We start from the raw sequence: 22,123 nt of genomic DNA on the forward strand, positions 1-22,123 counted from the left end.
TTATCCCTCGATGTCGGTTCCGACACGGTTAATTAAAAACTGGGTCAACATAGCCACAGGGCGGCCTGTTGCACCTTTGTCTTTACCACCACTGCGCCAGGCAGTACCGGCAATATCCAAATGCGCCCAGTTGTATTTACGGGTAAAACGCGACAGGAAACAGGCTGCGGTAATAGTACCGGCGGCACGGCCACCTAAGTTACTGAAATCCGCGAACGGGCTTTCCAACTGGTCCTGATAGTCATCCCACAACGGCAGACGCCAGGCTCTGTCACCACTTTGCTCCGAGGCATTTAAAATTTCATGCGCCAGCGGGTTATGGTTACTTAACAAACCTGAAGCGTGTTTGCCCAAAGCAATGACACAAGCACCTGTTAAGGTCGCTACATCAATCACCACGTCCGGGTCAAACCGCTCAACATAAGTTAAGGCGTCACAGAGCACTAAACGGCCTTCAGCGTCTGTATTTAATACTTCAACCGTCTGGCCAGACATAGTAGTTAAAATATCACCAGGGCGATAAGCGCGGCCATCCGGCATGTTTTCAGCGCCAGCCAGCACAGCCACCATATTCACAGGCAACCCTAAACTGACCACAGCATGCATAGTACCCAGCACTGAAGCTGCGCCACACATGTCGTATTTCATTTCGTCCATCGCATCGCTTGGCTTGATGCTGATACCGCCGGTATCAAAGGTTAAACCTTTGCCCACCAACACCACAGGCGCGCTGTTATCCATAGCGCCGTTGTATTTAATTACCGCCATTTTGGCTTCGTTTTCTGAGCCACGGCCAACAGCCACGTATGAATGCATACCCAAAGCTGTCATTTCAGCTATGCCCAGCACTTCCACTGACACTTTGTCGTGTTGTGCTAGCGCCACTGCCTGATCGGCCAAATACTGCGGAGTACAGATGTTGGGCGGCATATTCGACACGTCTTTACACACCTTGATACCAGCAGCTACAGCTAAACCATGTTCAACGGCTTTTTCGCCTATGGTTAAGTCGCGACGGGTGGGTACGTTAAAGACAATTTTACGCAGCGGCCGACGGGTTTCGTCTTTGCGGCTTTTTAATTTGTCGAATACGTACAGGCAGTCTTGGGTGGTTTCTACCGCATGACGGACTTTCCAATAGGTATCGCGACCTTTGACATGCAACTCAGATAAGAAACACACAGCTTCCATTGAGCCTGTTTCATTTAACGTGCTGATGGTTTTGGCAATGATTTGGCGGTACTGACGCTCGTCCAGCTCACGTTCTTTGCCACAGCCGACCAGCAGTACACGTTCACTCAACACGTTGGGTACATGGTGTAATAACAACATCTGACCGGGTTTGCCTTCTAAATCGCCCCGACGTAATAAATTGCTGATGTAGCCTTCGCTGATTTTATCCAGCTGTTCGGCAACCGCTGACAAGCGGCGCGGCTCATATACGCCGACAACGATACATGCACTTCGTTGTTTTTCCGGACTACCGCTTTTTACGCTGAACTCCATGCTCACTCCTGATTCTAAGACTTCCGGCCACTATACCAAGTTAGTTCGGTGTTACAGTGGGCTTCTTTGTGATGATATTTTGTCCTGCTTTATAAAAAAGCTCGGATTTATCGCCACTTTAGTCAATAATAATTGCTGTAAATATCCAGTTTACTTAAAAATCGTCAGGGTTCCAGCAAAAAGACAGGTTTTAGGGGGCATTTTTGATTGTTTTTCGTTATCTGATTGGTGAAGTGTTCAAATCCCAATTGGCGGTCTTCCTGATCCTAATCACTATTATCATGAGCCAGCGCTTTGTGAAAATTTTGGCTGACGCATCAGACGGTGATATTCCAGGTCAGTTAGTACTGACCATTTTGTCATTAAAGCTGCCACAACTGGCGGTGATCATTATTCCGCTGAGTGCTTTTTTAGGCGTGCTAATCGCCTATGGCCGTATTTATGCCGACAGCGAAATGACGGTATTGCACGCGACCGGTATCAGTGAATGGTATGTCACCCGTTTAACTTTGATCTTGTCTGTGGTGATAGCACTGGGCGCAGGTTTTGTTACTTTGTATTTAAGCCCTTGGGCCACAGAGCGCGAATATCAGATTTTAGAAAAAGCTGAGGCCGACTCTGGCCTGAGTAGTTTAATTCCTGGGCGATTCCAGCAAACCTCGAATGAAAAAGCTGTAGTTTTTGTACATGAAATCAGCCGCGACGGTGGGCAATTAGAGCGGGTGTTTCTGGCGCAAGCTCCTGCTCAGGAAGGTGGCCAGACCTCAATTGTGTACGCTGAATCCGGTAATGTAAAAGAGGACGCCAGTGGCGCTCAGATGCTGGAGCTGAACAGCGGCCGCCGTTATGCCGGTGAAACCAGTTCTCCGGCTTATGAAGTGGTCGAGTTTGGTAAATACCAAATTCAAATTCGTGAACAGCAGGTCGAACAAAAACGTCGTAAATTATCTAGTTTGCCGACAGATGAATTGCGTAATCAAAAAGGCCCTGAGGCTTCAGCGGAGTGGCAATGGCGCATCGCTATACCACTGTCTATTCCTATTCTGATGCTGATCGCCGTGCCGCTGAGTAAAGTCAATCCGCGTCAGGGTAAATTTGGCCGTTTATTACCAGCTTTGGCCTTGTATTTGCTGTATTACATTCTGCTGATTGCCTGCCGCTCAGCTATTGAAGACGGTAAAATTCCGCAGCAATTAGGGATGTGGTGGATCCATGGTCTTGGGCTTTTATTTGGCATTGTGTTGCTGGTCAAACACCGCACTCTGGGGCAGAAGTTTAAAGCATTAATCACGGGGCGCTCTTCTCATGTTTAAGATCCTCGACCTGTATATAGGCCGCACTATATTGACCACAGTGCTGATGACTGTCTCTGTGTTGATGATTTTATCCGGTATGTTCAGGTTTATTGACCAGCTGCGTTTAGTCGGGCGGGGTGACTACGATATGTTATCCGCTGGTTTGTTTACGTTATTCAGTGTGCCCGGCGACTTGATACTGTTTTTCCCTATGGCGGCTTTGATAGGCGGCTTGGTCGGTTTGGGGATACTGGCAAGTAATAGTGAGTTAGTGGTGATGCAGGCCGCGGGCTTGTCGCGCTTGAATATTATCAACTCAGTAATGAAAACCTCGTTACTGATGATGCTGATTGTGATGTTAGTCGCCGAATTTGGCGCGCCAGTGGCCGAAAAAACTGCCCGAGAGCTGCGGACCAAAGCCATTTCTGGTGGTGATTTAATTTCAGCACGACAGGGCGTGTGGGCTAAGGACGGTGACAACTTTATTAACATCAAGCAAGTGGACGATTTTGGCAATTTAACCGATTTAACCATTTACGAGTTTGATACCGACTTAAAGCTGCAGGCCATAGTCAGCGCTAAAACCGCTGTCTTTGTCAGCAATTCATGGCGTTTAAGCGATGTCAGCCGTTTGCATTTCCGTGATGACAGAGTAGAGAAACACCAGTGGCAGGAACAGCGCTGGCGCTCGACCTTGACGCCGGACAAATTGGGTGTGGTGTCTATTAAACCTGAGCTGTTATCGCTCAAAGGCTTAACCGACTATATCGATTATCTGGAAAGTAACCAGCAGGACAGCAGTAAATTTGAACTAGCGTTCTGGCGTAAGGCCACTCAGCCTCTGACTATTATTGCTATGTTGCTGGTGGCTTTGTCTTTTATCTTCGGACCACTGCGCAGCGTCACTATGGCTGCCCGTATTCTGATGGGTATTCTGACAGGTTTCGCCTTTTACATGAGTGATCAGGTGTTTGGCCCTGTGGCTTTGGTTTACCAGCTACCGCCAATCTTTGGTGCAGTGTTACCTTCGGTCTTGTTTATTGGCTTGGCGATGTATTTATTGCAGAAGAAATAGAAAGGAGTCAGAGCTTTGGCTCTGACTCCTCTGTGTCTTTTTTCTGTCAACTTAGTGTACATGCTGCAGAGTTGTTAAGGCCTGTAGCCAAATTTAACTGTGACCCAAGTTGACGATATGCAGTGTAACTTTGGTTGACGACAAGCAAAACCAAAGCCCCGAATTAACCCGCCTTACGATGTAAATTCAGCTCTTTGCTTTCATCTTTGGTCAGTTTCACCACTATGGTATCTGTGACTTGATCCTGCAGGGCTAACCCTTTACCCCAGCGGATCCACAGCCAGAAGTTGCCAAGTCCTAACAAAGACACCACCAAACGCAGCAGCGCTTGTTTTAATGTCACTGGCGAGCATCTGGCTGGATCAACAAAATACGCCAGGCACGCATGCCCAGGGTTTGACCTGCTTTGACCCAGAAGTACAGGTAAAACCATAAAAAAACCAGCAGTGAATACAGCTGAAACCAAATCGAATGCTTTTGAATAAAATCGGCCTGATCCTGATAAGCGGCCAGTGAAACCAAACCCAGCTTATCCAAAATAGTCACCAGCAACAGTGCCAAACCCATAGCCAGCATCCAGAGCGCAGCTAAAATCAGCACGTCATAAACAATGGCCGCTAAACGGCGGAACAAACCCGCTTTTGGAGATCCGTGATACATCAGTGTGTCCTGACTTTTATTGATTATATAATTGGCGCTAAGTGTATCACGCAGCTTTGTTTTTTCGAAACTGCTGCAAAAATGTGCAACCACACAAGCAACTGAAACTTTTGCTTGCGCCGCGCCATTCGCTTTGTATAATGCAAGCGTTTACTTCTGTACGACCCCTCAATGCCTGGGTGGCGAAATCGGTAGACGCAGCGGATTCAAAATCCGCCGGGGGAAACTCCGTGTCGGTTCGAGTCCGACCCCAGGCACCAATACTGTCTTGTTATAATCAAATACTTAACCCCAGTATAATTAATTAGTTAACATTTATCGTGCCTCCTATCTCATTCTGGTTATAGCCAGCGGAAGTGATAAAGGCTTATCAGCTCTCTGACTTTGACTGTAAGGTATTGTAAAGTACCTATCATCCTTAGTAACGTTCATCCAGTTGTTACTATTTTTTACACTGACAATTTTATTAGAAAGCGAGGTTATCCCAGTGAGCAGAGAGACGTTGTCTGAGCAGCAGATTGCAGAAATTAAAAGTCACTTCGATTTTTTTGACCGCGACGGCAATGGCCGTATTGAGTTAGCGGAGTTTATCGAGTTGCTTACGGCACTGGCTCCGAAAACCAAGGCCAGCCATGTGGAAGAAGGTTTTAAACTTATTGATACGAACAATAACGGCTCTATCGATTTCACCGAGTTTTTAGACTGGTGGCAAGACTGCTGGTGGGAATACTAAAACCTGTTGGAACCCGCTGCGCAGCATAAAGTAGTTTCAAATGGTTAATCCTTTGATATTCTTAAGCCTTTAATCAAGAGCGTCGCATCATGATGGCAGTTGAGTGTTCTCCACGTCTCAAGAGTGTTTCAACGAAAAATCCCGTGTTGTGGTTACTACGGATAGCCGGTGTTGGGCTGCTGAGTGCCTGCGCTACTTTGCCAACTGCAGAGCTGGCGACTGATACCAAGCCTTCAGCCGTACTGACTGCTGCGCCGCTTTACAATGTGAGTTTTAACAGCGTGTTGGCGCTGCCGGTAAAAAACCAGGACATGAAATTAGCCTATGGCAAAGCGGCTTTGCAGTTTGGTTTGTTGTCGTTACCTGTAACTAAAGTAAGCACCAAACCGCCTTTGGTTATTTTTGTGCATGGAGGCTGCTGGTTAAATGCCTACGATATAGGTCACAGCAAGGCATTAAGTCAGACGCTGACTGAGGCTGGTTATGCGGTATGGTCGCTGGAGTATCGCAGGGTGGGTGACGAAGGTGGCGGCTGGCCTGGTAGTTTTAACGATGTCATGCAAGGCATCCACTATGCCCAGGCGCAGTTTGCACAGTACGGCGTGGATGTGAACCGTATCGCCTTAATGGGCCATTCTGCGGGTGGCCAGTTAGCGCTTTTAGCAGGTGAAAAGTTAGCAGGCGACAAAAAAGCCGCACAAATACAAGCTGTGATTGGCCTAGCTGCTATTACCGATATGGCCAGTTATGCCAAAGGCAGCAATAGTTGCCAAAGCGCCACAGCTCAGTTTATCGGCGCATCGCCAGAACAAGCACTTGCGCTGTATCAGCAAGCCAGTCCCACCGCGCAAAAGGCGCATCCACACACTCTGTTATTGCAGGGCAGTGCCGATCAAATTGTACCGACAACTCAGGCGACTGCCAGTGGCATGCCGTATCGTATGGTGGAAAAGGCAGGGCATTTTGACTGGATCCATCCACAAAGCGCTGCATATTCGCAGTTAATTCTTACCCTACAGGAGTTAGTCCCACTGTGATGACACCTTTAAGCTTCGAACAGTTACAGCAGTATGATCAGCAGGATGTATTGGCTCACAAAAGAGCAGAATTTACCTTGCCTGAGCAGAGTATTTATTTTGACGGCAATTCGTTAGGCGCTATGCCGAGCAGCGCATTGCAGCGCGCCCAGGATGTGCTGGCGCGGCAGTGGAGTCAGGATCTTATTCAAAGCTGGAACAGCAATCAGTGGATTGATTTACCCTTTAAAGTGGGTGAGCAAATTGGCCGTTTGATTGGTGCTGAAAATGGCCAGGTGATTTGCTGTGACTCTACCTCGGTGAATTTGTTTAAGGTGCTAAGTTGTGCTCTGCTGATGCAGCCAGAGCGCACTGTGGTGCTCACGCAACAGGGTAATTTCCCAACCGATCTTTATATGGTGCAGGGCCTGACTAGCCTGTTGGGCGAAAGCCGTTGTCAGTTAGTGGAGGTAGCAGAGCAGGAACTAGAGCAGGCGCTTACCAGTGAAGTGGCTGTGTTAATGCTGACTCAGGTTGATTTTCGTAGTGGCCGCTTATTGGATATACAGCGTTTAACCCACATAGCGCACGAACAAGGTGTAGTAGTGATTATAGATCTGGCCCATAGTGCTGGAGCCTTGCCTGTAGAGCTGGACGCATGGCAGGTCGATTTTGCCGTAGGTTGTGGTTACAAATACCTGAATGGTGGTCCCGGTGCTCCGGCTTTTTTATATGCGGCTAAACGGCATCATGCGCAAATTCGTCAGCCACTGAGCGGCTGGATGGGGCATAAAACCCCCTTTAGTTTTAGCCCTCAGTACGTGAAATCTGACGGTATAGAACAGTTTTTGACGGGCACTCCTGCTGTAATTTCTATGAGTGTGCTGGACGCTGCCTTGCAGGTGTTTAGTGATGTCAGCATGCAACACATTCGCGAAAAATCTCTGGATTTGACCAGCTGTTTCCATCAGTTGGTGCAGCAACAAGCGGCGTTAGCCGAATTAAGCTTAATTACGCCATTAAAGCCGGAGGAGCGTGGTAGTCAGTTGGCTTATCAGCATCCTCAAGCCTATGCCTTATGTCAGGCTCTGATTAAGCGGGGCGTGATTGCTGATTTCAGGGCGCCTGATATTTTGCGCTTAGGCTTTACTCCACTGTATTTACGTTATGTCGATTTGTGGCAAGCGGTTGAAATACTGAGCGATATTGTTGCGAACAAAGAGTATTTAAAACCTGAGTATGCTATCAGACAAAAAGTAACCTGAAGGACTAAACCGCGTTCTTAAAGTGCAAGCTCTCTGCTGTTGATATCACCATACTCTCCAACCAAGTTGGGAGATACTTCAGCGTACTTGATTGCGCATAGCCCACAGATGCTTTACTCTTCAAATCACATGAAGGTGAGCCAGACAATGCTTTTAATTTTATCTAAAAGCGGTTTTTTCTATAAAAACAAAAAATTAAGGATAAATGAAGATGAATAAATTTTTAAAAGCCAGCATCCTCTGCCCACTGTTAGCTCTTGGCATGAGCCAGGCTAGCGCTGCTGTATTTAGTTCAGAGCAGGTGATTGCTAAGCAGCAGTTTAACTTCAACAAACAGCAAGTCCTGTCTTTTGTCGACAGTGCAGAAGTGCAGAATAGACTGATTGAGCTGGGTGTCAGCCCTGCCGATGCCAAACAACGTATCGCCAATATGACGGCCGAAGAGCTGAACGCGCTGAATACGCAGATGAACGACATGCCCGCAGGTGGTGTTGTAGGGGCTATCGTTACTGTATTAGCCATTATTGCGCTGCTGGATTTATTAGGCGTTACAGACGTTTATCCTTTTATTAATCCAATTAGCCGTTGAGTTTAATGGTGCTACTACGACAAGCCTGCCTTTTGGCGGGCTTGTTGATTTTACTGACAGGCTGCCAAACGCCGCCACAAACTAAGCGGCTACTGGCAGAACCTCCTGCTATCGCTCGTCAGCATCTGATCCCGCAGGTGCCATTTTATCCGCAGCAAGAGTATTTTTGCGGCCCAACTACATTATCTGAAGTGGCTGGTTTTTATGGCCTGAAAAAAGACCCTGCTACCATAGCGCCCGCTACTTTTATTCCGGGTTTACAGGGAACTTTGCAAATTGAAATGGCAGCTGCAACACGGCAATTGGGTTTAGTCGCTTATGAGCAGCGTGGCAGTATGAGCCAGTTGTTAAGTCTGGTTGCTGAGAACATTCCCATCATAGTGCTACAAAATAACTCTCTGGCCTGGTTGCCGCAGTGGCATTATGCCGTGGTGATAGGCTACGACTTGCAAAGCAACGAAGTGATTTTGCATACAGGAGTGACGCAAGCCTATCGCTTAAACTTTGCCACTTTTGAACGCACCTGGGCGCGGGGGAATTACTGGCTGTTAGCCATGCTACCGCCTGAGAAAAGCAGTGCGCAGTTGGATCCTTTTATTTACACCAAAGCCAGTCAGGATTTACTGCAGACTCAACAGGTTGATAGTGGTATCGCTGCACTTAAAACTGCGACTGGCCAATGGCCTGATTATTGGTTGCCTTATTTTTTGCTGGGTAATTATTATTTCCAAAGCCAGCCTGTGGTGGCTGCAGAGTGGTTTGAAAAAGGTCTGCCTTATGCCCGGCAGGAAATAGCTTATCTGAACAATTATGCGGTGCTGCTGAGTGAGCAGGGTTGCCAGACTAAAGCAACCACCCTGATTGAAGCCGCGCTGAAAATTTCTCCGAATGATAGCAACCTGCTGGATAGCCAGAAACAAATTCGAGCTGGTACCAATACGGCTTCCCAATTATGTGCTTCAGCTGCACGCTAATCACCCGGCATAAGCTACCCAGCCTTTAAAGCTAAAGCCTGCATAAAACAAACTGATACCAGAAAAGCCGGCTTGTTTTAATAACGCTTCCTCTTCGTCTGGCGCCAAAATACTGAGTTTGGTTTTCATCGCTTCTTGTACTGCTTCGGCGTGGGCAGGTGACGAATGACTAAATGCCAAATGCCGCGAGATCCAAAGCGTCCGCTCAGGCTCAGTTTGAGGGAAACTATGATGGGCAATAATCAAAGGTGCTTTGGGCTTCAGCCGCCGCTGGATCTGTTGCAGTGTTTCAAGTCGCATCTCACGTGGAATAAAGTGGAAGGTCAGCAAACAGATAGCGCCGTCAAATGGGCCTTGTGGTGCATCTTCTATATAGCCTTGATGAAGGCGGACACGGTCTTGATAATTGGCCACTGTATCAGCGGCTAGCTCTAACATGCCCGCAGAAGGGTCTACACCCTCAAAACTCCAGCCTGACTGAGCTTCAGCCAAAGCTTTTATTTCAAGCCCGCCGCCAGCACCTAATACCAACAAAGAACCTTCGGCAGGTAGGTGTTCTGCCAGCAGTATGGCGGTCATTCGATGTAAACTATGGTAACCAGGAACTTGCCGTGGTGGGCCTTCGAGGTAGGTGTTTTCAGGAGGTTGTACAAAGTGGTTGTTCATGGCTTTTTCCAGAATTTAAGGTAATGAAACTAAATAGTCCGGCAGACTTTAGTTTATTACTTATGATGAATTTCAGGTATCATCAAATGATACGTAAGTTGTGGTTTTTGTCAAACATGCGGATAGATGACGGAATGAAGGACCTAAATAATGAATAAAGACACACGTTTGTCTGACGTGCTGCATGTTTTATTGCATCTTGAGCATGCAACAGAGCCTGTAACTTCAGAGGTGTTAGCGCAGAACATGGGGACTAATCCGGCCGTGTTTCGTCGCACTATGGCAGGCTTGAGAGAGGCAGGTTATGTGATGTCTGGCAAAGGTCACGGCGGAGGCTGGAGCTTAGCCCGCCCTCTGGAGCAGATCAGTCTTGCAGATATCTACAATGCACTGGGTCGGCCAGGCTTATTTGCTATCGGCAGCCGATCTCAGCATCCGGACTGTAAAATTGAGCAGAAAGTGAATAAGGCGCTGGCCGATAGCATGCAGCAGGCGGAGGCTTTATTGATCCAGCGTTTTGGCGAGGTGACACTGGATCAGTTGCGGCCAGAACAAAGCCCTTAGGCCTTTACTGAGGAATACGGGCTATCACTTTAATCTCAAAATCAAAGCCAGCCAACCAGTTCACTCCGACAGCAGTCCAGTTTGGATAAGGTGGAGTCCCAAAGATCTGTTGTTTCACTTTCATAATGGTGCCGAATTGCTGTTCTGGATCGGTATGAAAAGTCGTAACGTCGACTATATCGTCAAAGTCACAACCAGCAGCTGCGAGAGTGGCTTTAAGATTGTCAAAGGCTAACTCTACCTGACGCTCAAAATCTGCTTCCGGGCTGCCGTCTTCGAGGCTGCCTACCTGGCCGGAAACAAATAATAAATCGCCTGAGCGGATAGCGGCTGAATAACCATGCTCTTCGTAAAGTGTATGTCTGTTGGCTGGAAAAATAGCTTCTCTTTTGGTCATGGTAGTGCTCTCTTGTCAAAGGTTTGAATGGTCCTGTATGTTGAATTGGTTTAACATACGAGGCGTATGTAGAATATCTGGCATACGCTTCGTATGTCAAGTGGCATACATGGCGTATGTGAAAGGAGTATCGAATGAGTATCCGATTAACAAAAATGGCTGAAAACCGGGAGAAGCTGATCGCAGCAGCCCGCAAGGCATTTGCGCAGCAAGGTTATGCCGCCGCTTCTATGGATAACTTAACAGCGGAAGCAGGTTTAACCCGGGGCGCGCTGTACCATAATTTTGGCGACAAAAGAGGGTTGCTTGCGGCTGTTGTCGATCAGATTGATTCTGAAATGGCGGACTATGCCAAGTCTGTTGGCGTTAAAGCTGGGGATGCATGGCAAGCCCTGTTGGCTGAGGGGGCTGCTTATATTGAAAAGGCGCTGGACCCTGAAGTGCAGCGAATTGTGTTACTGGACGGCCCTGCTGTGCTTGGCGATCCATCTCAATGGCCGAGTCAGAATCGCTGCCTGCAGTCGACCAAAGCGACTTTGGAGCAGCTTATGGCAAATGGCATAGTAAAAGCTGTGGATCCAGAGGCTGCCGCTATGTTGCTAAACGGCGCCGCTTTAAACGCTGCGCTTTGGCTGGCGTCCAGCGCTAATCCGCAGGCAATGCTGCCAAAAACACTTGAGGCATTTAATTTGCTCGCTTCGGGGTTTTTGGTGAAAGGCTGACGAAGTAAGGTCGCTTGCTGTAGCACGGACAGTCTGAATGGAATTAAAAGGGGCAAGGGCTGCTAATCGTCGTACGTTGTAATGTGATCGGATGATCAAACTCCAGCTCTGCAGCATGCAATAACAGCCGTGGCGCCATAGCCTGTGTATCAAGGCTGCCATATAAATCACAGCCCAGTATAGGGTGTCCGAGATATTGACAGTGGATCCGTAGCTGATGAGTGCGGCCAGTTTCTGGCGTCAATAACAGCCGGGTTCGCTCTGGATTGTTCAGGCGTTCCAGCACCTGAAAATGGCTGATTGCTTTTTGTCCTTGTGCAAAACAGACTTTTAAGCGCGGAAACAAGGCTTTATCTTTGCTGATAGGCGCTTCGATGATGCCGCTATCTTGTTGAACATGACCTGCCACTATGCTTTGGTAGCGTTTAATCACAGTACGGGCTTGAAACTGCTTAGTTAACAAAGCATTAGTAGCTTTATCCAAAGCCAGTAGCATAATGCCTGAAGTCCCCAGATCGAGTCGGTGTATTAAGGTAATTTGTGGATACATCTGAGCTAACCGATAGTGCACAGAATCCAGATTCAGCGGATTTTTGCCGGACAAACTTAATAAACCACTAGGTTTATTAATCAGCAAAAGATGGTCGTCCTGATACAGCGTTTCAATCGACTGATGACAGGCAGGGGCAACAAAGGTATCTATCACTGTCATCATGACTATCCCAGCTAAATCTGGCGCAGAGTGTACTTGAAATCAAAGCTTGCTGCCTTGCTTTAACTTGGCGAAAATAGCGTTTTTTTAGCCAGCAAGGGCTGTTATATGGATTTGGATGAAGCAGAAGACTGGGCCTGGTGTGATGCACAGTTTGCCGCTATTGAAACTTATGTAAAAACACAAAATATTCCGCATGGTGTGATTTGTGACTGGCCTGAATGGTATGCCGCACCTTATGTAGGTTTGTGGGCAGTAGAAGATCCGACTGATCCGGGGTTTGTCGGGCATTGGGTGTTGGCTGGTGATACCACAGGAGTGCAGCCGCAGCCTGTAGCTTTTGATTTTTTAAGCGCCGAAGATTGTGCTGAACCCCGTGAAGCTTTAGCTGCTTTTGCTAAAAAATGGGCTGCCTTGGCAGCTGCTGCAGCGAAAGGCACAGCCTGGACCGGCAGTCCGCTACTGACAGGGGATTTGTCACAACAAGCAACACAGTTAGCGCGGCAGGCCGAGCTATTAAAGCTCTGGGCCAGTGACGATGATATGTGGGAAAGCGATTAGCCTTAGTAGCTGATTCATGGTGATAAAAAGGGGCTCATTCGCGAGCCCCATGTTTTATACAGAGTTATTACAGCGCCATATCTCTGGCTGCTTTGCTTTCCAGTGGTTTATCTTTTGCAGCAGCCGGAATAGCTGCGGCATTAATCACTGGCGGTGGAGTCAATTGCAGCACTTGCGCTGTGTAGTTCCAGCTTTGTTGTACCTGCTCAGGCGAGTCGTTTAGTTTAGTGCCGTAACTTGGCACTATCTGACGGATCTTTGCCTGCCACTCTGGTGTTGCTACTTTATCTTTAAAGGCTTTTTCTAACACCGTCAGCATGATAGGAGCAGCAGTTGATGCACCTGGCGATGCTCCAAGTAAGCCCGCGATGCTGGCATCTTCTGAAATGACTATTTCAGTGCCGAGCTTTAACACGCCACCTTTTTCTTCGTCCCTTTTGATAATTTGTACGCGTTGACCTGCCTGCCATAAACGCCAGTCTTGTTTTTTGGCTTCCGGGAAATACTGCTGTAAAGCGGCAAAACGGTCGTCATCTGACTGCATCAGTTGGCCTGCCAAATATTCAACCAGCGGATACTGATCAACACCTACTTTGGTCATAGGCCAGATGTTATGAGTGGTGACGCTGCTTAGCAGATCAAAGTACGAGCCTTCTTTTAAAAACTTGGTAGAAAAGGTCGCAAAAGGGCCAAACAAAATGACACGTTTGCCATCCAGCACCCTGGTGTCCAGATGCGGCACTGACATAGGAGGAGCGCCAACAGAGGCAATACCATAAGCTTTCGCCATATGCTGTTGTGCACAGTGGCATTTTCAGTCACCAGGAAAGAACCCCCTACAGGGAAACCAGCGTATTCGTCAGCTTCAGGAATACCGGATTTTTGCAGCAGTTTTAATGCGCCACCACCGGCCCCAACAAAAACAAACTTCGCATCTATTTCAGTTACAGTGCCATCTTTCAGGTTTTCATATTCCACATGCCAGCTGCCATCGGCGTTACGGCTGATTTCCTGCACTTCGCTTGATAGTTTTAACGAAAATTCAGGCTTGGTTTGTAGGTAACTGACAAACTGGCGGGTAATTTCACCGAAGTTGACATCTGTGCCTAAGTTGCTCCAGGTCGCAGCCAGTTTTTGTTGAGGATCACGGCCAGCCATCATCAACGGTACCCATTGCTTAATTTGCTCTGGATCTTCTGAATACATCATGCCGCTAAACAGCGGGCTTGCTTTTAATGCTTCATAACGTTTTTTCAGAAACTTGATGTTGTCATCGCCCCAAACAAAACTCATATGAGGTGTAGAGTTGATAAAAGACTGCGGGTTTTTCAGCACATTGTTTTTCACCTGCCAGGCCCAGAACTGACGGGACACCTGAAAGGCTTCGTTGATTTCAATGGCTTTGCTGATATTGACTTTGCCGTCTTTATCTTCAGGTGTGTAATTCAGCTCCGCCAGAGCTGAGTGGCCAGTACCAGCGTTGTTCCAGCCGTTTGAGCTTTCTTCAGCCACATTGTCGAGGCGTTCAACCATTTCCATCGACCAGCCAGGTTCCAGTTCATTTAACCAGATACCCAGGCTCGCGCTCATAATGCCACCGCCTACCAGCAGCACATCGACCTTTTTCGTCTCGGCAGCCTGCGCCTGAGCCAGAGTGATGGTCATCACCAGACTTAGCAGTACAGCACGCGTTTTATTTACCATAGTGTTCTCCACTCGCTAAAAGTAAGCCACATGCAGCTCTGTAGTAAGGCGTCTTGCTGCGCAGCCGGACAACATGTAAAGCTTGATTGAGATGTCTTAAGGCAGGACTGAAACATTCGCAATACAAAACTCCCCGTGCGAATGTGGGAGGAAATCAAAGCTGCCCAGCCGCCTCTATTGTAGCGCAGAACGCGAAATACAAGGCAATCAGAGATAAAGTAACAACTTTTGCAGACTAATTTTGGCCAGAGCTGACTGCGAGTCGATATGCAGAGGGTGACATACCGACGCCGCGCAAAAACTCTTTATTAAAATTAGATTTACTGCTGAAGCCTGCCTGTTGCATCACGTCAATCACTGACAGCTCAGGTTCTTCCAGCAACAAACGTTTAGCCTCATTGATGCGTTGATCGTTCAGATAGACCGAATAACTGTGGCCATACAACTGATTGATAGCGTTCGAAAGCTGTCTGGCTGGTAACTGCAGCTTTTTAGCAGCCTGCGGCAAGGTAATACCAAATTCCTGTTTATACAGTTGCTCTTTGCTTACCAGTTGTTCAAAACGTCGCATGATGTCGGCCGCTCGTTGTTGATCTTCAGCACTTAAGCTTTTTTGTTCAGGTTGCGAGCCCAGTAAATACATCCATTCCAGCCAATTGCTGCGCTGTAAAGCGGCCAGCAAGGTGGCGATATTCAGCAGGAAAAAGGCACAGCCCGAGACAAAAAGTGCCACTGAGTCCTGTAGTTTTACGCCAGCCTGAATTTCCTGAACCACCGCTATTTCACAGCCAATATTGATTAGTGCAATCAGCAACAGACAAGCTAACCAGCGATACGCAGGGGAGGCCAAAGTGCCCAGATGGTGCAAGGCTTGTTTTCCTTGCCGCATTCGAAAGGCTATCAGCAGGAAATACAAAATAAAGCTGGCCATAATGGCAAGGTCAATGCCGTTTATTAGCAGTTGGCTGCCGAGCAAAATCACAAACACCGCTGTACCTGCGACAAAATGCAAAGCATCAGACCAGCGCAGTTGAGCATCGGGTTTTTGTACTAAGCAAAAATACAGATACAACAAAGGCCCAAGCCACATCGCCACCAAAGGACGCAGCAAGCCTAAGGCACCCGCTTGTCCATGCAGCACAGCAATCAGCACCATACTTTGATGGGCATACAGCAGATAGCTAACACCCAGCAGACGTTTAGGCCAGGGCCGCAAAGCTGTCATAAACAAGAATTGCGCTGCTAACAGCAGGCAAAGCAAAGCATTAGCCGACTGAATATAAGTAATGTAACTAAGCATCTGATCTGCCTTTTAAATTATGCCTCATCATAGCTGTAGCTAAGGCGACCTGAAACCTGTTTTTTAAGACCTCGATGCTGTTTTGAGTCGAGCATAAGGACAAAAAAGTACAAAGTTGCTGGCAGTTCATCACCTCAGGAGACTTTTTATGCGCCACTCGTTAATTTCTAGCAAAAGCCGTTTTGTCAGTCTCAGTGTTTTAAGTTTGCTGATGGCCACTGCCCCTGTGCTGGCCGAGTCTTTGCTGATCCGTAATGTCAGCATTATTGGTGACGGTATCAGTGGAAACAATCCGCAAGTTTCAGCTGCACAGGATGTGCTGATTAATAACGGCAAAATTCAGGCTATTGGCACAAAGCTGGGGCAAGCTGATAAGCAGATTGATGCGACTGGTAAGTATCTGGTCCCAGGGCTCATTGACAGCCACGTGCACTTAGATGGCGTGCCTGGTTATAAGGGGCATGACGCAAAAGATGAGCCTATGCTGCAACAAGCCAGAGCCCAGATGCCACGTAGTTATGCTTATTTTGGTTTTACTACAGTGCTGGATTTAACTGGCGATGCGGATTTTATTGTCAACTGGAACAGCGTACCGGCATGCCCTAAAGCCTATTTTTGTGCACCGGTGGTGATCCCTAATGGCTACCCGGCGGTGTTTTTTGGCAAAGAAGGTCAGTTTCAGTTAAAGGGCAGCCAGTATATGTTGTACGACCCTGCTCAACCTGCTGTGTATCCGGCCAGTTTTAACAAAGCAGAACATAGCCCGGAAGCTGTGGTGGCTTTGGCAAAACGGCAGGGCGCTCGTTGCATCAAGGTCTTTTATGAAACAGGTTTTGGTGCACAGCGTAACCTCCCCGTACCTTCTGTGACGTTGATGAAAGCTGTAGTCGCACAGGCCAAACAGCGTGGGTTGCCGGTGTTTTTGCATGGTAATTCGCAGGCTGCTTATGAGTTTGCGCTCGACACCAAGGTCAATACGCTGGTGCATGGTTTATGGCATCCCCATAAAGATGCAAAGCCAGGGCATAATCACAACAAGCTGGATCAGCTTGCCGACCAACTGGTCAAAGCCGGAATTGCGGTTCAGCCGACCATTCAGGTGCTGTACGGTGAGCAGGAATTACTGAATCCGGCATTTTTCCAAAATCCACAAGTACAGCATGCCATCCCCCAACAGTTGATTCAGTGGTATCAAACTCAAGCAGGGCAGTGGATGAACAGGGAACTGGCCGGTAATTTTGCGCCAGCAAAAAATCCGGCAGAGCTGTATCAGCAGATTAAACAAGCTTATCAGCAACCTCTGAATACGGTGCGCCAGATGACGGCAGATTTAAACCAAAGAGGAGCTGTGTTGCAATTTGGCAGCGACACGCCAAGTGGTCCATTTTACAGTCAGTTTCCAGGTATTAATGGTCGCTGGGAAATGGACCGCTGGCTGGAAACAGGTTTGAGTTTATCTCAGCTGTTCAGCTCCATGACCAGTGGTAATGCCAAAGCTTTGGGGCTGGAAGGGCAGATAGGTTCAGTAAAATCAGGGCTGGATGCCGACTTGTTATTGCTGGCTGACAACCCGTTGCAGACTGTCACCGCTTATGATCAAATTGAACTAGTGATCCTCAAAGGAAAGGCGATACAGCATGCGGAGTTATCTGCAACTCGACTGAAGTGAAAGTTAGCCGCAGGACAAACCAACAGGCTCAGCTGGTTTGTCTTGCGATGACATCTATTTCAGCTTCTTCACTTAATGCTTAGAAAAAATACTGCTTTGGTTGCGGCCAAGATGCTTCGCTTTATACAGAGCCTGATCGGCAGCTTCCAGCAGTTGTTTTTGCTGAGCCATGTTTTCGGCTGCAGCCAAGCCAATACTGATGGTTAAAGGCCGCAGTGGCCAGGGATGATTGGCGACCAGCTGCCTTAACTGTTCCAGTTTTTTGTAGGCGGATACTAAATCTGTCCCTGGCAGTATCAGTGCAAACTCTTCGCCGCCATAACGGGCAAAAAAGTCATAATTGCGGCTATGTTGCTGAAGTACGGCCGCAACCTGATGTAAGGCCTGATCGCCAGCCGCATGACCAAAACTGTCGTTAAAACTCTTAAAATGATCGACATCGATAAGCGCCAGCACAAAAGACTGGCCAGTCCTGAGCCAACGGGAAAATTCGTAGTCTAGCCGCTGATCAAAAGCTCTTCTGTTGTGCACTCCTGTTAAGGCGTCTGTCATGCTGGTTTGATGCAGCTGTTCGCTGAGTTTTTTTAACTCCAACATGGCTATAACTTGCCTTGATAATGCCTGCAGTGACTCAATTTGCTTTTGATTCAGTTGCTTAGCTATATAATCAAAAACACAAATAGTGCCGATCACTTTGCCTTGTGGGCTAACTAAAGGGGAGCCTGCATAAAATCTGTAGCCCTGCTCGCCCAACACCATAGGGTTTTCTTTGAATCTTGAATCCAGCCTGGCGTCTGGCACTACCATCACAGTGTCCGGAGCGTCCATCGCATGAACGCAAAATGACTCTTTGACAGCAACTGAGCTACCTGAAAATCCTATATTGGCGATAAAACTCAGTTCTTTTTCGTCAGCTCTGGTCACCAGGGCTATAGGCGCATCGCAGATATAACGAGCCAGCTGCACTATGTCTTTTAAATTAGGGTCTTGTAAATTAGGGTCTTGCAAATGTTTTGGATGTAGGTGCTGGTCAGGTCCAACTTGAGTTTGCTGTGTTGCTTCAAAAGCCGCAGCGGTTTGCTGATTGTCACTAACTTGGCATTTGTTTTGTTTAGACATTTGGCTGAGCACTCACAGGCACAATTTACGAACAGGTTGATTCAACTCTAGCATAGAGAATTGAAGCTGGTATTTTCACCTGAATGCGTTGCAGGGTTAAAGTTTTGATAGCCATTTCAGTGCTATTAGCCTGAATGCGGGAGACAGCATTTCTGCCTGACAACTATGCAGAGGCTTGACATTCTGACTAACACACAGCATAACAGAACGGATGTAAGTGCTTTCATTTTGAGTTTGCTATGAAATCTGTCTGGTATTTTTTTGTTTCTGTTGTGCTCTTGCCTGGTCTTTTAGCCACTCCTTCAGTGCTTTATGCCGAACCTCAAGTTGAGACCGCGTTATGTTCCGGCGTTACAGAAGGCGCCCATACACTGAGTAAAAAGCTCTATGCCGACAAGGTGCATGGCTTTTGGTTGGGGCTCAGCATTGCCAATTGGACAGGGCTGGTGACTGAGATGGACAAAATTGGCGGCGATGGGCCTGCAGGGCAGTTTTATACCCGTAAAGACTGGCAAACAAAAGATCAGCCCAGCATTTGGGGCCAGGGTATTCCAAGTAATTTATCAGCCACTATCGATTGGGTGCTGGCGGATAAAGATGAAGTCTGGGGCTCGGATGATGACAGCGATATTGAATATATTTATCTGCAGCTGATGCATGACAGCAAAAAGCCACTGCTAAGCGCAGAGCAAATCCGCGATGGCTGGCTGGCGCATATTTATAAAGATTCAGAAACTCCATTTAAAACAGCCGAAGGCAAACCGGAAAATTTTTTATGGGTATCGAATCAGCAAGCGTTTGATTTAATGCAGCAAAATATTCTGCCACCTTTTACCGGTATGCCAGCTTATAACCCGCATTACGATATGATTGATGCCCAGCTCACCACTGAGCTCTTTGGTATTCTGGCGCCATTCCGGGCTGATATAGCCTCCAAACTAGCTATTTACCTATCCGCACTACTGCTTATGGCGAAGCAGCCGATATCGCCAATTTTTATGTAGTGATGCATGCGCTGGCCGCAGGCGTGGATCCAACCAAAGCTATACAGCCGCAGTTGCTGCACATCGCAAAGCAGGCTCGCGCTGAACTGCCATCCAATCAATATCCGGCCAAGATGTTTGATTATGTCTGGTCTTTGTATCAGTCTGGTATCTCGTGGGAAGAGGCCAGAGATAAGCTCTATCAGCGCTATCAGGTAGAGCAGAAAGACGGTTATGAAATCACCGGCAAAAAGTTGTATTGCAATGGCTGTTTTGCCGCTGGTATTAATTTTGCCGCCAGTTTGGTCAGCTTATTTTATGGTGAAGGCGATATGCAGGAGGCGATAAAAATAGCTGTATTGGCCGGTTGGGATTCAGATAATCCGGCGGCTACCTGGGGTGGTCTCTATGGTTTTATTTTGGGCAAAACCGGCGTGGAACAAGCTTTTGGTCGTGGCTTCTCCGACAAATTTAATATACACCGCACCCGCAAGGGGTTCGCCAATAAGGGCATAGATAGTTTCGGGAATATGGCCATGAAGGCAACAGCCATAGTGGATCAGGTGGTGCAGCAGCAAATGGCTGTAAAAGCTCCGGTTACGGCAGAGTGTTGGCATATTCCGGCTTTTGTTGCGCCAACTGTCAGTCCTTTGTAACGGAAATAAAGCAGACAGTCTGAGCGACAGACTGTCTTTTCAGAGGGCGTAGTCTCAGCTTTTTAGCGCTTGTGCTACTGCTGCTTTTAACGAAAGGGTCGCTTTTCCTGTCAGTTGGCTTAATTGACGGCTTTGATCAAACAAATCGCCTTTTGACGCCGCTGTATCTGAATCGGCAAGAATATGAGCCAAACCATCAGGCAAACCAGCTTGTTGTAGCATGGTGTAATAATCAGCTTCCGCCAGATCCTGATAGACCACTGTTGTTCCGGATTGCAGACTAATTTCGGCTGCCAGCTCAGTCAGACTATAAGCTTCGTCGCCTGCCAGTTCATATACTAACCCGGCCTGATCTTCTTTGGTTAACACTGCGGCAGCTGCAGCTGCATAGTCAGCTCTGCTTGCTGAGGCAATGCGACCTTCTTTCGCGCAACCTGCTAATGCGCCATATTTTAGCGCAACCGGAATGGAAGCCAGGTAGTTTTCGGTATACCAACCGTTACGTAGCAGAGTGTAAGGCAAGCCGGAATCCGCCAATAACTGTTCAGTCGCCAGATGTTCACCAGCCAAAGCCAGAGTCGAGCGGTCGGCATGCAACAGGCTGGTGTATGCCAGTAGTTTTACACCTGCTTGTTTGGCTGCTTCTATGACGGCTTTATGTTGAGGTACACGCCAGCCGACTTCGCTGGATGAGATCAGCAACACTTTCTCAACGCCCTGAAAAGCACTCAACAGACTACTGGGTTGGTCATAGTCAGCCTGGCGTAGCTTTACACCTAAAGTAGCTAAATCCTGTGCATTTTCTGGGTGACGCACTGCAGCAATGATTTGAGAGGCGGGCACTGTGTTCAGCAGTTGCTGAATCACAAGACGACCAAGTTGACCATTCGCACCTGTAATTGCAATCATGATATTTACCTTGTGAGTTAAGTTCGTTGCGCATACTATCAACCATAATTTCTTTTAGTAAGTACGTACAAAAAGGTAAGTGTCAGATGTCCGCAATAGAAAATGAGCAAGCTCTCTCAGCGCCAGGGCTGGCGTCTTTATTAGAACGGCCTGGCATGGTGTTTTCACCAGATTGTCCTTCCCGTCAGGTGTTGCAAACAGTGACCAGTCGTTGGGCTGTACTGGTACTGGTTGCTTTGCTGGCCGGGACGCACAGATTCAGTGAACTGAGACGAAAAATAGGAGGCGTGAGTGAAAAAATGCTGGCGCAGACGCTGCAAGCTCTTGAGCAAGATGGTTTTGTAGCCCGAAAATCATTTCCTGTGGTTCCCCCTCATGTGGAATACAGTCTGACACCAATGGGCAACGAAATCGCGAAACAGGTCGAGGCAATGACGGATTGGATCAACCAGAATTTGTATCGCATCATGCAGCACAAAAGGGCGCTACAGGATAAAGCGCCGCAGCTCTGAATTTTTTTCGTTAAGCGGATTGAATTTGCTGCAAATGCTGACGAATATGCATCACATGAGCGGCCTGATAATCCTGATGATCAAGTACTCCGTAGGCAAAATGTGGCCTGAGGTTGCTGCTCTGGCTAAATTGCTCTAAGGCCTGTAACAAGGTCTGCAATGCCTGCTGTGCTGGCAGGGTTGCATCTAGCTGCGGCATACCTGGAATGACTTCATCCAGCGGATGATGCATAGCGCCTGCTGCTTTAAAAGCTTTTAAGGCAACAGGTCCCACACTGTGGGTAAACCAGGCCGCTTTGTGTTCAGGATAGCCGACAAAAGAGCCCTGAACACTTTGCGTCAAATGTTGAAAAATCTGGCTTGGGTTCCAGCTGCCACTGCTGGTCAGTTCCTGATGCTGCAGTGATTTGAGTTGCGCTATCAAGCTATCCCAGTGGGCTGCAAAACCTCTGCTACCAAGCTCCAGTCCAGCCGCTGCAGCTAAAGTAATACCTGCACCTGCTATGAAAAATTGTCTTCTGTTCATCTGTGTTCCT

The 22,123-nt window shown here is 47.8% G+C and carries 24 protein-coding genes, 1 tRNA gene and 1 pseudogene; 15 read left to right on the forward strand and 11 right to left on the reverse strand.

The window, feature by feature from the left end:
* Positions 1-1,506, reverse strand: a complete 1,506-nt coding sequence (gene pepA, locus WH43_RS08900) for a leucyl aminopeptidase (RefSeq protein WP_053424275.1) — start codon at positions 1,504-1,506, stop codon at positions 1-3.
* A 203-nt stretch (positions 1,507-1,709) separates the two neighbouring features.
* Here pepA and lptF point away from each other — a divergent pair, with 203 nt between their 5' ends.
* Both lptF and lptG read left to right on the forward strand, forming a co-directional pair.
* Positions 1,710-2,819, forward strand: coding sequence for an LPS export ABC transporter permease LptF (lptF, locus tag WH43_RS08905; RefSeq protein ID WP_053424276.1), 1,110 nt, complete (start codon positions 1,710-1,712; stop codon positions 2,817-2,819).
* Entirely contained in the window at positions 2,812-3,876 is a 1,065-nt protein-coding gene (gene lptG, locus WH43_RS08910; protein WP_053424277.1) for an LPS export ABC transporter permease LptG, read from the forward strand. The genes lptF and lptG overlap by 8 nt, the downstream gene beginning before the upstream one ends.
* A 163-nt stretch (positions 3,877-4,039) precedes the next feature.
* Here lptG and WH43_RS20525 read toward each other — a convergent pair whose 3' ends face one another.
* Both WH43_RS20525 and WH43_RS20530 read right to left on the reverse strand, forming a co-directional pair.
* A complete protein-coding gene (locus WH43_RS20525) occupies positions 4,040-4,219 on the reverse strand; it encodes a hypothetical protein (protein ID WP_286049595.1) in 180 nt (59 codons plus the stop codon).
* Positions 4,216-4,536: an RDD family protein gene (locus WH43_RS20530; RefSeq protein WP_286049596.1), complete on the reverse strand. Its 321-nt coding sequence runs from the start codon at positions 4,534-4,536 to the stop codon at positions 4,216-4,218. The genes WH43_RS20525 and WH43_RS20530 overlap by 4 nt, the downstream gene beginning before the upstream one ends.
* A 173-nt stretch (positions 4,537-4,709) precedes the next feature.
* Here WH43_RS20530 and WH43_RS08920 point away from each other — a divergent pair.
* From WH43_RS08920 to WH43_RS08945, 6 genes are all read left to right on the forward strand, one after another.
* Positions 4,710-4,796 (forward strand) — tRNA-Leu (locus WH43_RS08920).
* Between the two features lie 227 nt (positions 4,797-5,023).
* Positions 5,024-5,269 (forward strand): EF-hand domain-containing protein, encoded by a 246-nt coding sequence (locus WH43_RS08925; protein ID WP_053424405.1) that lies wholly within the window; start codon positions 5,024-5,026, stop codon positions 5,267-5,269.
* 89 nt (positions 5,270-5,358) lie between these two features.
* Positions 5,359-6,306: an alpha/beta hydrolase gene (locus WH43_RS08930; protein ID WP_286049597.1), complete on the forward strand. Its 948-nt coding sequence runs from the start codon at positions 5,359-5,361 to the stop codon at positions 6,304-6,306.
* The gene (gene kynU, locus WH43_RS08935) at positions 6,306-7,550 is read left to right on the forward strand and encodes a kynureninase (protein ID WP_053424279.1); all 1,245 of its coding nucleotides are present in this window, start codon (positions 6,306-6,308) and stop codon (positions 7,548-7,550) included. The genes WH43_RS08930 and kynU overlap by 1 nt, the downstream gene beginning before the upstream one ends.
* Before the next feature lie 211 nt (positions 7,551-7,761).
* Positions 7,762-8,139, forward strand: a complete 378-nt coding sequence (locus WH43_RS08940) for a PA2779 family protein (RefSeq protein ID WP_053424280.1) — start codon at positions 7,762-7,764, stop codon at positions 8,137-8,139.
* A gap of 5 nt (positions 8,140-8,144) precedes the next feature.
* The gene (locus WH43_RS08945) at positions 8,145-9,113 is read left to right on the forward strand and encodes a PA2778 family cysteine peptidase (protein WP_053424281.1); all 969 of its coding nucleotides are present in this window, start codon (positions 8,145-8,147) and stop codon (positions 9,111-9,113) included.
* On the opposite strand, the gene WH43_RS08950 is transcribed toward WH43_RS08945, so the two are convergent.
* The gene (locus tag WH43_RS08950; RefSeq protein ID WP_053424282.1) at positions 9,114-9,779 is read right to left on the reverse strand and encodes a class I SAM-dependent methyltransferase; all 666 of its coding nucleotides are present in this window, start codon (positions 9,777-9,779) and stop codon (positions 9,114-9,116) included.
* A 150-nt stretch (positions 9,780-9,929) separates the two neighbouring features.
* Between WH43_RS08950 and WH43_RS08955 the strand changes: the two genes are divergently transcribed.
* On the forward strand, positions 9,930-10,343 hold the full coding sequence (locus WH43_RS08955; protein WP_053424283.1) for an Rrf2 family transcriptional regulator: 414 nt from the start codon (positions 9,930-9,932) through the stop codon (positions 10,341-10,343).
* A gap of 4 nt (positions 10,344-10,347) precedes the next feature.
* Here the strand turns inward: WH43_RS08955 and WH43_RS08960 are convergent, their stop codons facing one another.
* A complete protein-coding gene (locus WH43_RS08960; RefSeq protein WP_053424284.1) occupies positions 10,348-10,740 on the reverse strand; it encodes a RidA family protein in 393 nt (130 codons plus the stop codon).
* 134 nt (positions 10,741-10,874) lie between these two features.
* Between WH43_RS08960 and WH43_RS08965 the strand changes: the two genes are divergently transcribed.
* Entirely contained in the window at positions 10,875-11,462 is a 588-nt protein-coding gene (locus WH43_RS08965) for a TetR/AcrR family transcriptional regulator (protein ID WP_053424285.1), read from the forward strand.
* Positions 11,463-11,505: 43 nt separating this feature from the next.
* On the opposite strand, the gene WH43_RS08970 is transcribed toward WH43_RS08965, so the two are convergent.
* Complete coding sequence (locus WH43_RS08970; RefSeq protein WP_053424286.1) at positions 11,506-12,177, reverse strand: RluA family pseudouridine synthase; 672 nt, start codon at positions 12,175-12,177, stop codon at positions 11,506-11,508.
* Positions 12,178-12,282: 105 nt separating this feature from the next.
* On the opposite strand from WH43_RS08970, the gene WH43_RS08975 reads away from it, so the two are divergent.
* Positions 12,283-12,735, forward strand: coding sequence for a DUF4826 family protein (locus WH43_RS08975; RefSeq protein WP_053424287.1), 453 nt, complete (start codon positions 12,283-12,285; stop codon positions 12,733-12,735).
* A 67-nt stretch (positions 12,736-12,802) separates the two neighbouring features.
* Here the strand turns inward: WH43_RS08975 and mqo are convergent.
* Both mqo and WH43_RS08985 read right to left on the reverse strand, forming a co-directional pair.
* Positions 12,803-14,439: pseudogene (gene mqo, locus WH43_RS21075) on the reverse strand (malate dehydrogenase (quinone)).
* 235 nt (positions 14,440-14,674) lie between these two features.
* Entirely contained in the window at positions 14,675-15,739 is a 1,065-nt protein-coding gene (locus WH43_RS08985) for an AraC family transcriptional regulator (protein ID WP_053424288.1), read from the reverse strand.
* A gap of 148 nt (positions 15,740-15,887) precedes the next feature.
* On the opposite strand from WH43_RS08985, the gene WH43_RS08990 reads away from it, so the two are divergent.
* Positions 15,888-17,408 carry an amidohydrolase family protein gene (locus tag WH43_RS08990; RefSeq protein ID WP_053424289.1) on the forward strand — a complete coding sequence of 507 codons (1,521 nt, stop codon included), beginning with the start codon at positions 15,888-15,890 and terminating at the stop codon, positions 17,406-17,408.
* Between the two features lie 72 nt (positions 17,409-17,480).
* On the opposite strand, the gene WH43_RS08995 is transcribed toward WH43_RS08990, so the two are convergent.
* A complete protein-coding gene (locus WH43_RS08995; protein ID WP_082335729.1) occupies positions 17,481-18,527 on the reverse strand; it encodes a sensor domain-containing diguanylate cyclase in 1,047 nt (348 codons plus the stop codon).
* Positions 18,528-18,766: 239 nt separating this feature from the next.
* On the opposite strand from WH43_RS08995, the gene WH43_RS20545 reads away from it, so the two are divergent.
* Positions 18,767-19,531 (forward strand): hypothetical protein, encoded by a 765-nt coding sequence (locus WH43_RS20545; RefSeq protein ID WP_053424290.1) that lies wholly within the window; start codon positions 18,767-18,769, stop codon positions 19,529-19,531.
* Between the two features lie 23 nt (positions 19,532-19,554).
* Positions 19,555-20,166 carry an ADP-ribosylglycohydrolase family protein gene (locus tag WH43_RS20550; protein WP_502694034.1) on the forward strand — a complete coding sequence of 204 codons (612 nt, stop codon included), beginning with the start codon at positions 19,555-19,557 and terminating at the stop codon, positions 20,164-20,166.
* 54 nt (positions 20,167-20,220) lie between these two features.
* Here WH43_RS20550 and WH43_RS09010 read toward each other — a convergent pair whose 3' ends face one another.
* A complete protein-coding gene (locus WH43_RS09010; protein ID WP_053424292.1) occupies positions 20,221-21,075 on the reverse strand; it encodes an SDR family oxidoreductase in 855 nt (284 codons plus the stop codon).
* Between the two features lie 86 nt (positions 21,076-21,161).
* Here WH43_RS09010 and WH43_RS09015 point away from each other — a divergent pair, with 86 nt between their 5' ends.
* The gene (locus tag WH43_RS09015; protein WP_053424293.1) at positions 21,162-21,587 is read left to right on the forward strand and encodes a winged helix-turn-helix transcriptional regulator; all 426 of its coding nucleotides are present in this window, start codon (positions 21,162-21,164) and stop codon (positions 21,585-21,587) included.
* Positions 21,588-21,597: 10 nt separating this feature from the next.
* Here the strand turns inward: WH43_RS09015 and WH43_RS09020 are convergent, their stop codons facing one another.
* Positions 21,598-22,113 (reverse strand): DUF1569 domain-containing protein, encoded by a 516-nt coding sequence (locus WH43_RS09020; RefSeq protein WP_053424294.1) that lies wholly within the window; start codon positions 22,111-22,113, stop codon positions 21,598-21,600.
* Positions 22,114-22,123: the final 10 nt, after the last annotated feature.

It is taken from the genome of Rheinheimera sp. KL1 (genome assembly GCF_001275035.1).
Taxonomy (GTDB): domain Bacteria; phylum Pseudomonadota; class Gammaproteobacteria; order Enterobacterales; family Alteromonadaceae; genus Pararheinheimera; species Pararheinheimera tangshanensis.